At 27.6% G+C, this 12628-nt stretch carries 14 protein-coding genes; 4 read left to right on the top strand and 10 right to left on the bottom strand.

The annotated features are described in order from the left end of the window. Window positions 1-11: 11 nt before the first annotated feature. The 10 genes from GXM21_RS08010 to GXM21_RS07965 form a co-directional block, all read right to left on the bottom strand. A complete protein-coding gene (locus GXM21_RS08010) occupies window positions 12-938 on the bottom strand; it encodes a VirB4 family type IV secretion/conjugal transfer ATPase (RefSeq protein ID WP_008537511.1) in 927 nt (308 codons plus the stop codon). Window positions 939-945: 7 nt separating this feature from the next. After that, window positions 946-1191, bottom strand: a complete 246-nt coding sequence (locus tag GXM21_RS08005; protein WP_008537512.1) for a VirB3 family type IV secretion system protein — start codon at window positions 1189-1191, stop codon at window positions 946-948. Next, the gene (locus GXM21_RS08000) at window positions 1191-1538 is read right to left on the bottom strand and encodes a TrbC/VirB2 family protein (RefSeq protein WP_008537513.1); all 348 of its coding nucleotides are present in this window, start codon (window positions 1536-1538) and stop codon (window positions 1191-1193) included. The genes GXM21_RS08005 and GXM21_RS08000 overlap by 1 nt, the downstream gene beginning before the upstream one ends. 13 nt (window positions 1539-1551) lie before the next feature. Beyond that, window positions 1552-2484: a P-type conjugative transfer ATPase TrbB gene (trbB, locus tag GXM21_RS07995; protein WP_008537514.1), complete on the bottom strand. Its 933-nt coding sequence runs from the start codon at window positions 2482-2484 to the stop codon at window positions 1552-1554. Next, window positions 2484-5483: a type IV secretory system conjugative DNA transfer family protein gene (locus GXM21_RS07990; RefSeq protein ID WP_008537516.1), complete on the bottom strand. Its 3000-nt coding sequence runs from the start codon at window positions 5481-5483 to the stop codon at window positions 2484-2486. The genes trbB and GXM21_RS07990 overlap by 1 nt, the downstream gene beginning before the upstream one ends. 12 nt (window positions 5484-5495) lie before the next feature. Next, on the bottom strand, window positions 5496-6797 hold the full coding sequence (locus GXM21_RS07985) for a TraB/TrbI/VirB10 family type IV secretion system protein (protein ID WP_008537517.1): 1302 nt from the start codon (window positions 6795-6797) through the stop codon (window positions 5496-5498). Window position 6798: 1 nt separating this feature from the next. Then, window positions 6799-7902 (bottom strand): TrbG/VirB9 family P-type conjugative transfer protein, encoded by a 1104-nt coding sequence (locus GXM21_RS07980; RefSeq protein WP_008537518.1) that lies wholly within the window; start codon window positions 7900-7902, stop codon window positions 6799-6801. A gap of 11 nt (window positions 7903-7913) precedes the next feature. After that, window positions 7914-8639 carry a VirB8 family type IV secretion system protein gene (locus GXM21_RS07975; protein WP_008537519.1) on the bottom strand — a complete coding sequence of 242 codons (726 nt, stop codon included), beginning with the start codon at window positions 8637-8639 and terminating at the stop codon, window positions 7914-7916. Window positions 8640-8864: 225 nt separating this feature from the next. Continuing rightward, window positions 8865-9476, bottom strand: a complete 612-nt coding sequence (locus tag GXM21_RS07970) for a hypothetical protein (protein WP_008537521.1) — start codon at window positions 9474-9476, stop codon at window positions 8865-8867. Between the two features lie 3 nt (window positions 9477-9479). Beyond that, window positions 9480-9914 carry a hypothetical protein gene (locus tag GXM21_RS07965; RefSeq protein WP_008537522.1) on the bottom strand — a complete coding sequence of 145 codons (435 nt, stop codon included), beginning with the start codon at window positions 9912-9914 and terminating at the stop codon, window positions 9480-9482. A gap of 494 nt (window positions 9915-10408) precedes the next feature. On the opposite strand from GXM21_RS07965, the gene GXM21_RS07960 reads away from it, so the two are divergent. The 4 genes from GXM21_RS07960 to GXM21_RS07945 all read left to right on the top strand — a co-directional run bounded on the left by GXM21_RS07960 (window position 10409) and on the right by GXM21_RS07945 (window position 12600). Beyond that, window positions 10409-10648, top strand: coding sequence for a hypothetical protein (locus GXM21_RS07960; RefSeq protein ID WP_008537523.1), 240 nt, complete (start codon window positions 10409-10411; stop codon window positions 10646-10648). Window positions 10649-10703: 55 nt separating this feature from the next. Next, entirely contained in the window at window positions 10704-11135 is a 432-nt protein-coding gene (locus GXM21_RS07955; RefSeq protein ID WP_008537524.1) for a hypothetical protein, read from the top strand. Window positions 11136-11302: 167 nt separating this feature from the next. Further along, entirely contained in the window at window positions 11303-11509 is a 207-nt protein-coding gene (locus tag GXM21_RS07950; RefSeq protein ID WP_008537525.1) for a hypothetical protein, read from the top strand. A gap of 104 nt (window positions 11510-11613) precedes the next feature. After that, window positions 11614-12600 carry a tyrosine-type recombinase/integrase gene (locus tag GXM21_RS07945; protein WP_008537526.1) on the top strand — a complete coding sequence of 329 codons (987 nt, stop codon included), beginning with the start codon at window positions 11614-11616 and terminating at the stop codon, window positions 12598-12600. Window positions 12601-12628 lie beyond the last annotated feature (28 nt).

The following is a 12628-nucleotide window of genomic DNA, read 5'->3' as shown; positions in this document are numbered from 1 at the left end:
AGTAATCTTCCTCAAATAAAAAACATATTTTTACTTTCATCTATTTCCATAAGTGGAGATACTAGATTAGAGCGAAACATTCCCGAAATAGTGCTATACCAAATATCACCCATATTGGATTTATCTATTACTGTGGGTACTCCATAGTGATTTAAAAATTTAGTAACATTTGTTATATCTTCAACTAATTTTTGTATATCCTTGTTATAAATAACTAATATGTTATTGTAGTAAGCACAAAGAGAATTATCTTCATAGGTTAATACTTTTAAAAATTCTTTATGGCTTTTGCTCCAATTTTTAGTATATCTTTGAATTTCTTTTTGTTTATCCTTATCTGATAGAAAAATTAAGCGTTTATTGTAGCGAAATTGTATATTGTTATGCTCAAGATAAAGGATAAGGCTTTTAGTTAAAAATTCTGGATATCCTAGTAATTTCACACACTGAAGATAATATTCATCGATCACTAAATATTCTTTAAGATATTTTTTATAACTGTGATTTTTAGTTAATTTGTAATCTAAATAAATAGGATTATTCATCATAGAAATGGTTTTATCTATGGTAATAATTTTGTATAAACTGTTAATTAATGTTGTATTTTTAAGTGAACATAGACGAAAATTATGTTCTATTTCCAAGATAAATTCACTAAATTTTTCTATAGATGAATTTATTTTTTTTAAATCTGCATTATAAAGTAGTGGATTATAGACAATGTATAAAGTTTTTTGTTTATCTACATAATCTATCCATAGAGAAATATTAGATACTGCTATTTGTTTTAAAATAGCAGTATCTATATCTTCGTAAATAAAAGCACATAATAGTGAGCCATCTTTATTTCTAATAATGTTATCTTTAACTAAATATAGCCATGGCAAATAACTTGCTAAAATATTAGTTTTTTCATCGTATCTTTTAAACAAGTACATATTTACCTCACACATCATAAAATTTTTTCTTGTGTAAAAATTTAAGTAAACAAATAAAAAACCTGTCATCAAATTTATTCACGTAAATACTGAAGAAATGAATTATAAGATTAAATGGTATTATCCATAAAGTATTAAACATAGTCCAAATAATAAGTGCTAATACTGCATTTAATAAGACTATTTCTTTTGGACCACCAAGTAGTGTGGCTCTTTCGGTTAATGCTTTAAATACAGGAATGGTGTATTTCATTAAAAACACGCTCCAGAAGATCCATCTAAGAAGAAATATGCTACTATACTACCAGCAAAACAAGCAGCTATAGCACCTAAAAATAATTTAGATATTTTTCCTGTAATCTGTGATTCCCCCATAGCGATGGTAAAACCTGCTAAAACAGTAGCAATTAAAATAAATACTTTAGGCAAATTATCTACAATTATAGTTTTCAGTTTATTAATAGGTTCATCGAATGGCGAGGATGTATTCATCGCAAAATCCGAAGCAAACGCTGTTTGATTCATAGCTATAATTCCTAAAAATGTTAACTGTAAGATAAATAATTTATTTTCCATAATGAATTTAATAATTTTTTGCATGATAAAATCTCCTTTAAGCTAATTTTTCTGTTATATATTCTTCTTTTTTCTTGTCATAAGTGATTACTTTTCTTATTTCTTCTATTACTCTACCTGTTGGCGTTTTTTTGATATAAATTATTACATCTATGGCATCTACAATAATAGAAGGTTGCACCTTATCTGTACCAAAACCTACTAAGGTTTCAATTCTTGTTAAAGTATGAAAAGCACTATTAGAATGTACGGTAGAGATACCACCTTTATGTCCCGTTGACCAGGCATTTATAAGTGTGAAAGCTTCACTACCTCGAACTTCTCCCACGATAATTCTATCTGGGCGAGAACGAAGCGTTGCTCTTAATAAATCTTCCATTGATGTAGTTTTAGTAGAAATTAAAGCCAGCTTATTTTCGGCATCACATTTTAACTCTTTGGTATCTTCAATAATTATTATTCTGTTATTTAATTTAGCTATTTCAAAAAGCAAGGCATTTACTAAGGTCGTTTTGCCGCTACCTGTGCCACCTGCTACTATGATATTTTTTCTATTATAAATAGCCTGTATAATAATTTCTTTTTGATATTTAGTCATGGTTTTGTTTTGTACATAATCATCAAGGTTAAAGATTTTTTTTGCGTGTTTTCTAATACAAAAGCTTGAATTTTTAACTATATCTGGCGATAAAAAGCCTTGAAAACGCATATTTAAAATCTCGGCTTCAAGTAGTGGATTATCCTTATTGCAAATCTTATGTGAGTGGTTTGCAATTTGTACAATAATATTACTTACGATATCATTTGTGAGGATTTTTCCTGTATAGATAAGCCCTTTTGAAAATGTATCTACCCATACTTTGGAATCATCATTAACCATAATTTCACAGACATCGTCATCTATCAAATAAGGCTTTATATCTTGAAAAAGGAAATCTAATCTTTCAGTAAATCTAGTATTATCTTTCATTAGCTAGCCTCTAATTCATCATAAATAGCAGCAAACTCATCAAGTTCTTGTTGATATCTAGCTATTTTTTCTTGAATTTCATCTATAGATAAAGTGCAATTATCTAAATAAAAATTGAGTTCTTCAATATTTGCAATTCCTAAATTATGTAGATATGAAAGCATTTTCATATCTACTTCAGAAGGAGATTTTCTTTTGATAAGTTTTCTTTGAATAATTGTTTTTTTAGATTTTGTTGTAGGTTTTGGTTCATTTGTTGAAGTTTCAGTGGATGTTTGTTCAGTTACTACATTTACTTGGTTAGTTTTATTATCTTCAGCTTTTGAATTTATTTCTTTAGTTTCACTTCCTTCATCAGATTTTACATGTTCTATCTCTGTATTTTTAGTTTCATCATTATTGTTATTAACAGTTTCTGTATAGTTATCTTTAGCTTGATTAATGTCATCATCTTCAAAGGTATCTGTAAATGTAGCTTCATTTTCTGTTGTTTTAGTTGTATTTTGTTTAGTTATTAAATCACCCATTCCTGGTATTTGTTCATCAGTTTTAGTTTCTAACATATTCATATTATCCTCACTTTCATTTTGTATAGGTTCTAATTCTTCAATTTGTTGTATATCTTCTATAGCTGTTACAGGGACTTCTTCAGCTGAAGTAATAGCTGAAGTAATAGATGTCTTGGTTTTAGGTTTTTGCAGTTCATTTATACTGTCTTTGACCACAAAATTGGGCTGTGATATTTTTTCTGGTTGCTGTTTTTTCTTAGCTAATAAGGTTTTTATTTTATTTTTGATTGTTAATATATACAAACTGATAACGCTTAATTTACTATTAATTTTTTTAGTATTCTTTTTTAGCGTTATGTTATTGCTTAATGAATTTAATTTTCCTTTTTCTACAGCTTTGGGTAATAACTTAGTATAACTATCCACGATAGTACAATAATCTGATTTTAAAAGTGGTGGGTACTTAGGATTAAGTACATTGTTATCTTCTTTTTGCCATATAGATACCCTATTTAAAAAGAAAGGGATTTTGTAATATAAAAGCTTTTTAGCCAAAATAGGGCGTTTACCATTGATAAAAACAATCTCTTGACTTTCAGGAAGATTTAATACTTCATCGACTGTCATTAAATCTCTAGCAGCAGATTGCCATGATTTGTTTTTCTTTAATAAATTATTGGTTTCAGATTTAGAGGTTACGGTTATAGTTTCTTTACCCAACATGTTTGATATTACTTTTGGTGTATTATCATCGTTGGGCGTGTAAAATACCCTTACGGCACAGTTCGAGATAATCGAGGTGTCTTTGCCATAGATGCTGTATAGCTGACTTAAATTCTGAATAATGATTAAAGAACGAAGTTGATAGCCTGCCATAGTAGCTATAGCCATTTCAAATTGGTCAATTTTACCTATTTGAGGGAACTCATCTAATAATAGTAGGCATTTATGCTTTTTTCGTTCAGTTAAATTTTTCATATTGCGTCGTAAAAAGAAATCTAGCATCAAGCGAAATATTGGTTGTAAAATTGCTCTATCTGCTGATGAAGCTACAAGATACAGTGATACAGCTTTTTCATAGTTCATTACATCATCAAGTTTAAAATCACTTACAGCCGTATTTTTAGAAATTACAGGGTCTTGATAAAGCTGAAATCCTGTAGCTGCTGTAGATAATACAGAAGACTGTTCTTCTTCGGCTCGAGATGCCATTTTATAAGCTCCAGAGGCAACTCTTGGGTGAGTTAATAAAAAACAATAAGGTTTCATTTCAAAATCTAGATTTTGATAATCATCTTTAAAATATGCTTTAATTTCACTAAAATTTAAGAACTTGCTGTAATCGTTATAATATGAGTTTTTATCTAAATCATCTTCTGAAATATTTAAAATATCAGAGCGTATTTTTCTGAGTTTTAGACTATCAGTTTCTTCAGTTTCTAAAAAACTATCATTAAAAGCATTAATTTCTACATAATCTCCATAAATTTTTTGAAAGATATTATCATCTGAAAATGCTTCTTCTGGTGTGATATGCTGATAATACATCATTTCAGTTATAGCCTCATCGAAAGACCGTGATGATGAAGAAATAAATCTAGTTACATCTCCCATATTAGGTACAGGTTTATGTTCTTTATCATGGACATATAATAAGTGCATAATAACAGCTTCAATTAATGCTGATGCTGTGAGTACCCAGTGCTTGCTTTTAGGGTCATTTGCCATTTTTCCTGTAGGGTCTGCTATCATATTGGCTATGGTCATAACATCAGCGTATTCCCTATCTGTTCTATACTGGACTTCAGCAATAGGATTCCAACGAGCAGTTATTCCCTTTGTATCTAAAGGATTAAAATTTAGTACTTTTTGCTTTAAACCTTTGCGTCTAAAGCTAGCTGTGTAATCCCAGTTTTCACCATCTTTGATATCTAGAACAAAAACGGATTCTTTCCATGTTAATAGTGTAGGAATAATAACGCCTACACCTTTTCCTGTACGAGTAGGGGCAACAATAAGTGTATGAGATTTTTCATTGATGTCATATTGCAGCAGATATGTTTGTTTATAGATTAAGTTTTTTGTATAAGTAAAAGGGTTAATTCCTAAAATTACACCTTCTTTAGCTTTTAAATGGGCTTTTTTTATATCTCTTTTACCTCCCCAAGTGGCTGAGCCATGAGAGGTATTTGGAGATTTTCGCCTTATGATAAATAGTGATATACTCATACCTAGTAATATACAAATATAGATGCTGTTTTCAGCGTTATGAATAATTGTAGGAATTATATCTGAAGCGTGTATATACCAGATAATAAACATCCATGGTTTATATAAAACAATATTATTTGTAATTTGAAACCCTTGTCCTAAAGCACTATCATATTCGCAGTGATAAGCTACTTGTTGAGTAGCTACAAATATTCCTATAAAGGTAAATAAAACGGTTATTGATAGAAAGGTTATAAATCTATTAATTGGATTTTGCATAACAAACCTCCATTAAAAAACCAGATTAGTAATTGTCATGATATTAATTGATGTTCCTGGATTAACAGTTATTTCTGGCTCGATATTCATTTGCTTTTCAAATAGCTTAGATGCTGTATTTATAAGACTTGTAGCTGCTCCTTGAGCTGCTAAATCGCCACTATTTCTCCAGCCATATTCACTGTAATTATTACCAGTAGCTATGTTTCCTAAAGCTCCAATAGCACTAGCTAATATACCAGCTCCTATTTGTTTTCCCGTGTGATTATTGACATCTCCTTTTATACCTGCATAACCTTGAGCATCTACTGATTTAAACATATTTTCAACATTATAGGTATCTCCATTAGGAAAAATAAGTGTATTCCAAGATATATCTACTCTTGATTGTCCTTGCTTAATGGCACTTTCATATTGACCTATAATTTTGCTACCAGCAGGAATTAATAAATTATTTCCATATAAAGAGTCATAGATATTATTATTAATTTGAGCCATTATTTGCCCACCGATTTGACTGTTAATGCCTGATAAAAGAGTAGCATTGATTAAGGTTCCTGCTAAAATAGTATTTTCGTTTATATTATTAACTTGAGGATAGGAAAATGTATTATTAGTAGGATTTTCAGTAGTTACTGTTTCACTTGTATTTTCATCTTGGTTATCTTGGTTAAATGACATAAATTTTATAGCTGCTGCAAATATATTTTTTTCATCTTGTTTTTGTTCATTATTTGTATTTGATGAATTTATAGAAGTAGTATTGGCTGTATTAGATGTTTGTTGCTTAGGTATATAACTAGGAGGCTGGCTTTGTAATATTGGTACAGGTCTTGAATAGTGAACTTCATTATTATTTTCTGGATAATAATTAGTATTATTACTTGAATTAGTTGCTGGTCTTTTTTGTACATATTGAGCTTGATTTTGATTATTAATATTTTTAGATTGTTGCTCATGTTTGGCTAGAGAATCATAATTATCTGGAATTGTATCTACGCTACCTGTTTTGGCTACATTATAATCATTTTGAGTATCTGCAACTTCAACCTTGGGTTTATTTTCTTTTTTCTCATCGGAAGAATCATCTGAACTAAAAATAAATACGGTTACAGCTACAGTCATAAAGAATAAAAATAATCCTATAACTACTTTTTTATTAACAGTTGATGTTTGTGTAGTGGTTTGTAGATTATCTATGTCTTCTTCATCTTTTTTCAGTGCTTCACCTAAGGTTTCAGCAGGCTGATTATCTTTTATATTGTTTGTTAAATAAGTTGTGTCTTTATGACGAACCTTGTCTAATATATTCATATCAATCTTTCCTTGTAATAGTTACTTCTTCATCAGCTGATTTTAAAATGGCTTCATCAAATATCGTTTCTACAATAAAAGTATTATTAGAAGTTTTATAGTTGGCTAAGATTAATTTTTTATCTTTGTCTTTAATAAATAAAACAGGTAATGTATCTAATTCTTTAAATTTAATATATGTTTTTCGTTTATCATTAAATACAACTGTTGGCATAAAATCTATATTTTTATTGCCTTTAATTTTGTAATTAAAACTTATATTTTCTGGCTTAATATTATCTTTTTCAATATAGGCATTATCCATAGATTGTTTTATTTGTTTTTGAATGTCATCTTCATTTCCATAACTCCAGCTAACCATAGGGTTAAACCAATCGCCAGAATTTAATAGTATTTGATAAATATGACCTGTATCCGTATTTACAATTACATTTGTAGATATATTATTAGCTATAGGTTTCACATACAAATGAGATGTGTTTTCTACTGTAGCGTGGTCTATTAACCATTGAGCAGTATCTCCACCACCCACATAAGTTATTTTTTCATTATCTTTAAATTTAATATCTGTTAGATAGCCTATTTTGCAGTAAATCTTATATACTTGTTCTGGTCCATAAGAAAATACCATACGAGCATAGCCCTGAGCATTTTTGCCATCTTGAATATAGTTATTAGCTCTTGAAGAATTAGGTGGCAAAATTACATAATCTTTAGTAGTTTGTTTTGGTGCATCATAAGTTAATTTTGGTAATTCATTTACTTTATTTTCTGGAGGATTTTGCTTAAGGTCATTTAAATATTCTTTTACGGATTGCTTTTCTTTAGTGATATTATCTAGTTTTGTTTGTAAATCAGTTATTTTAGCGTCTTTATCTTTGGTGGCAAGGTCTACTTCAACTTCTAATTTAGCTTCTAAATCACTTATTTTTTCATAAAGCTTGGCTACAGCTTGTTCTACATCATAGTTTTTATTATCTTTGTGTTCATTAAGCTTTGTTATATCTTGTTTTATTTCATTTACTGTGGTGTTTTCATTTGCGTTTGCTATTTGATAACTATTTATCATTAATACCGCTAAAATTGCAGCTATTTTTCTATTCATAATTATCTCTCCTATTTTTTATTTTTATCTTGTTTTACAGCCTCTTTATCCCATGAAAAATCTGTTATATATATACCGAGTGGATTTTTTAATGCCATTTCTTCATTCTCTGGTGGTTTTACAGCAATGGTAAAAACTCCAGACATTTCTACAGTTTCTTTATTTCCTGTATCTAAACTATATCTTGTTTCTATCCAGCGTACTTGATAGGAATTATTGCTCTCTGTAAGTGGCAAGATAACATTTATTTCTACTTGCACTGTCTTATGACCTAAAGCTTTAGCGATATCTTCAGATTGTAGATAATGATTTAATTTTCCCATAGCATCTCTACTTAAAAAGGCATAAGATGAGTTAATATTCCTTTTATATAGCACAGGGTCTAAAGGTATTTCTCGCATTTTTTTGATAAAATCTGTTATAAAATATTTTTTAGCTACCTCTTGTGGTTCATATTTTTGTTCTTGTAGATAGCCTGCATTTCTAACTATTCCCGTTTGTGTATCTACTTCTACAATATATGGCTTTATTTCAGATTTTGTAGCAAAATAAATTAAGGAAATTGTCATTATAACTATGACAAAAGCTAAAATTGCGACTAATCGTAAAAGGTTAAATCTATCATTGGTTAACTTAGATAATTCAACATCATAATCATTTTTTGCTCTGTCAGAGGGATTTATGGGGTTTGTGTTATTAATGTATGGTGCTGGTTTTAAAAAGTCTTTAATACTCATTTCATTCTCCTAAATTTATAAAAATATATTTATGGTAATCTATTTTGTTTTTAGTACAATAATTAATAATAGCATTTAATAACTTTATGCCACCTTTATTTTTAGTATCATAAATTACAGCGTGCAGATAACTATTAGATAAGGATAATTCTATTGCACATTTTGTTATATTGCCATTAAATTTATTGTTAATAATGTCTTTTATAAAATTGACTCGGTTAAATCCTAGCTGCATAAAAATCTCCTTGTTGTGTAAATTAAAATGAATGTGATATTAGCTAAAAATATTATGATAAAAAATTCACCTAAAGGTATAAAGCCAACTATCCCCATCATTGCCCAAATATCTCCATCTCCCATGCTGGTTATTATTTGCTTATTTGATTTAAAATAGCATCTTAAAATTTGCATAAATATTACTAAACACGCTATAATGCACAGTGGTAATGCTAAAAAATCCATACTAATTTGAAATGTTGTTAAATAGTTAGCAAATATATCATTAAAATTCAAGATTTTGTATATTACATAACCTAAAAATATTATTGGTAAATACGAAAGTCCTTTATCTAGGTGATTTTCCTCATTAGCAAAAGTGATATGGATATTATTGCAATTTTTTAGTTTGATTGATGAAACATAGATAAACACCAAAAATAATGTTCCAGATAATAAATTGTTTAGATAACATACAATATTAAAATTAGAGAATATAGCATATGTGGTACTTAACATAAATAGACTGATACAATAATAGATACTAACTGTCTTTGTGCGAAAATCTTCAATGATTAAATATAAAATATTAATAGCAATAAGTATTTTCATTAATAACATTTCTTAGTCTTCCTTTGCTATATATTCACTTCGTTTACTACCTTCGCTTATATAATAAGAGTTAGATAACGGCTTTTTTATCTTTAGTTCATAGTAAATATAATAGTTGTCTTTTTTATATGGTTTATATTCAAAGTCATCTATATTTTCAATATGGTTTATATACCCTAAATCTATTAGTTCATCTAATTTTTCAGGATATGTTTTTTGTTTTTTATCTACAATATTATTTTCGTTATCCATATATACATCTTTTATCATTAAATGGTCTGTGCTATATCTTTCTAATGCTACATCTAAATTGTTCATTTGTTCTTTTTGTATATCAAACTTAGCCATAGCATAATTTGTAAAAGAAAATATCCCTACAAGACAAAGTATTAACATGATAGATGAATATAAAATCAACTCCCATTCTAAAAATGCTTTTTTGTTCATTTGAACGCCTCCTAAATCCCTGTTAAAACTATGGTATCATGGAAGTGAATTTTAAAAGTATCGACTTTTGAAAAAATGAAAAAAATTTTTTATCCTTATATATCAAGGGTTTGTGAGTTTAAAATGGTTTTGTGTTCGATGAAAATAGGCAAAAAAAGCTGAACTTTTTGTCAGTAACTAAAAAATGTGTTCGAATCGAACACATTTTTAAATAGTTATATTTGATTTTTAGAATGTACTTTTAACCAAATTGTGTTCGAATCGAACACAAAATAAATGTAATAAATGATAAAAATAATCCTGCGGATTAAATTTAAAATAATGATAAAATAACTTTTTGTCGCTTTTCTGCTCGCACTATAATGGCATTCATTCCAAAAAAACAAGGGTGAAATGAATAACTTCGCTACCCTTGTTTTTTTCCCTTCTGCCATTATCTCAAGACGTGCGAAAATCAACAAAAAACAGTCGCATAGGTAGAAAGGAAGATATACATGACTAAATTAAACAACAAAATAATTAATGAGATTAAAGCCTTAAAACTAAAAATGATGAATACAACTAATTTATTAGCTACTTTTGAAAGTTATGGCTTTATTTTGAATGATATCGATATAGATAGTTCTTTAGTAATATTTAAACATAAATTTGACTATGAAATCATTTTAAAACTAAAATTAATCAGTAAAGATATCTTCTGTATTGAAGATATTAAAATAAATCATAATAATTAGTATTTATTTAGTAATATGCTACAATTAAGATAAAACAAATGAAAGAGATGATATTATGATAAAAGACACAATATTGCAAAATCAAAGTTTAGATATAAAAATAAGTGATATAGCTTTTGAAATTACTCACAAGTTATTATTAGACCCAAAATATGAAAATCCACCAACATATTTAATTGAAGATACAGAAGACTATAATGCAGTGGGAAATATTGTATCTGAAGATAAATCAGAAACATTATTTCTTAGAAAAGAATTACAATCATTAACCCATGATAATTTTAGAGATGTATATACTTTTTACACATATGGTAATTTAGTATCTATAATGGATGATTTAGTTTGGTATTTAGAAACAAAAATAGAAAAAAATAATATTATACTTGAACAGGAAGTTGCAACTAACATTGCATATAATATGTTAATGAATAACAAAAATAAAGAATATATTTCTGAAATGACAAGTATACCAGTATCTAAACTATAGTAAAAAATGGAAATGATATTTTAAAATATCCTATAAAATTATTAGATTATTATGATATAGATGAAAAAGGAAATATTGTATCAAAAGAAAATAATCAAACGTTATATTTAGAAAAAATTTTTCAAACTTTAAAGCATAGTGAAGTAAATGAACTTTTTTATGATTATATGTCATGTTTTACTGAGGCTTTAGGTAGATTAATAGATTATCTTGAAGAAAATATAAAGAACTTAGATATTGAATTTACTAAAAAAGTAGCTCAAAAAATTGCTATGAGAATGATAGCTAATAGAGATGATTGGCAATATATATCCGAAGTAACTAATATATCAATAAATGAATTAGAAATATATAATTGGTTTATTAATCGTTAGAATAATTCAAAAGATACAATATATAAGCAATAAAAAGTTGTCCGGTTCGGACAAGAAACACTTCTTTATTTATAATTAAGAAAAAAATAAAGGAGTGTTTTTTTATGAAAAACAAAAATATCACGTTTGGTAATTATATGTATAACTGGTATATGATATACAAATATCCTAAACATGAAATCACTACAAGAAATGTATGTTTGACCTACATTAATATTCATGTAAAACCTTCTAATATAGGTAGAAAATTTATCCAAAATCTTTCAACTAGAGATGTACAAGAATTTTTATCTAATTTATTACAATATGGAAATAAATCTATTTTACGTATGAAGAAAAAAGGCTTATCTAATTGGACAGTTAATAAAATACGTTCACTTATAATATCTTGTTTAAATCAGGCTGTTAGAGAAAATATTGTAAAAGAAAATGTAGCCTCATATACAGAGAATATTAGGATTATTAATGTACCTAAAAATATTTTTACTAAAGAACAACAAGTATTGTTTTTGAATAATTCTAAAAATTATAGATATCATCTGGCATATGAATTATTATTTTTTACAGGAACTAGACGAAGTGAGATTTTAGGACTTAGTTGGGACAAAGTTAATTTTCATAATAATACTATATTTATAAGCCAAGTTTTAGTTGTCATCAATAATAAACCTAAGCTAAAAGCTATTCCTAAAAATAAATCTTCGATTAGAGTTATACCACTACCACAAGAATTGATGAATAAGTTATTAATACTAAAAAAAGAACAAGAAGAATATTTTTCTAAGCATAAATATACTAATATGTATAATCTTGTATTTTGTACTAAAAAAGGCGATGTTTACAATCCTAATAATCTCTTACAAAACATGAAAAAAAGATTGAAGCGTTTAGGGTTACCAAAGGACTTGCATATTCATAGTACAAGACATACTTTTGCTACAAATCTTATTCACAATAAAGTGGCTATCGTAGATATTCAAAAATTAGGTGGTTGGGCAAATCCAGATATATTATTAAATTTGTATGCCCATACTTTACAAGAAAGTCAAATAAAAGCGATAGATGAATTATATGCAAATTTCAAAAAATAAAACTCATTTGATTATGGATATGTTGTTA

Origin of the sequence: Megamonas funiformis, assembly GCF_010669225.1 — a bacterium.
Classification (GTDB): domain Bacteria; phylum Bacillota; class Negativicutes; order Selenomonadales; family Selenomonadaceae; genus Megamonas; species Megamonas funiformis.
Note: the sequence above shows the minus strand (reverse complement) of the source record. Positions and strands in the feature narration are given on the sequence as shown.

Coding starts and splice junctions, on each gene's coding strand:
- GXM21_RS08010 (WP_008537511.1), bottom strand. CDS start 938: ATGTACTTGTTTAAAAGATACGATGAAAAAACTAATATTTTAGCAAGT.
- GXM21_RS08005 (WP_008537512.1), bottom strand. CDS start 1,191: ATGAAATACACCATTCCTGTATTTAAAGCATTAACCGAAAGAGCCACA.
- GXM21_RS08000 (WP_008537513.1), bottom strand. CDS start 1,538: ATGCAAAAAATTATTAAATTCATTATGGAAAATAAATTATTTATCTTA.
- trbB (WP_008537514.1), bottom strand. CDS start 2,484: ATGAAAGATAATACTAGATTTACTGAAAGATTAGATTTCCTTTTTCAA.
- GXM21_RS07990 (WP_008537516.1), bottom strand. CDS start 5,483: ATGCAAAATCCAATTAATAGATTTATAACCTTTCTATCAATAACCGTT.
- GXM21_RS07985 (WP_008537517.1), bottom strand. CDS start 6,797: ATGAATATATTAGACAAGGTTCGTCATAAAGACACAACTTATTTAACA.
- GXM21_RS07980 (WP_008537518.1), bottom strand. CDS start 7,902: ATGAATAGAAAAATAGCTGCAATTTTAGCGGTATTAATGATAAATAGT.
- GXM21_RS07975 (WP_008537519.1), bottom strand. CDS start 8,639: ATGAGTATTAAAGACTTTTTAAAACCAGCACCATACATTAATAACACA.
- GXM21_RS07970 (WP_008537521.1), bottom strand. CDS start 9,476: ATGTTATTAATGAAAATACTTATTGCTATTAATATTTTATATTTAATC.
- GXM21_RS07965 (WP_008537522.1), bottom strand. CDS start 9,914: ATGAACAAAAAAGCATTTTTAGAATGGGAGTTGATTTTATATTCATCT.
- GXM21_RS07960 (WP_008537523.1), top strand. CDS start 10,409: ATGACTAAATTAAACAACAAAATAATTAATGAGATTAAAGCCTTAAAA.
- GXM21_RS07955 (WP_008537524.1), top strand. CDS start 10,704: ATGATAAAAGACACAATATTGCAAAATCAAAGTTTAGATATAAAAATA.
- GXM21_RS07950 (WP_008537525.1), top strand. CDS start 11,303: ATGTCATGTTTTACTGAGGCTTTAGGTAGATTAATAGATTATCTTGAA.
- GXM21_RS07945 (WP_008537526.1), top strand. CDS start 11,614: ATGAAAAACAAAAATATCACGTTTGGTAATTATATGTATAACTGGTAT.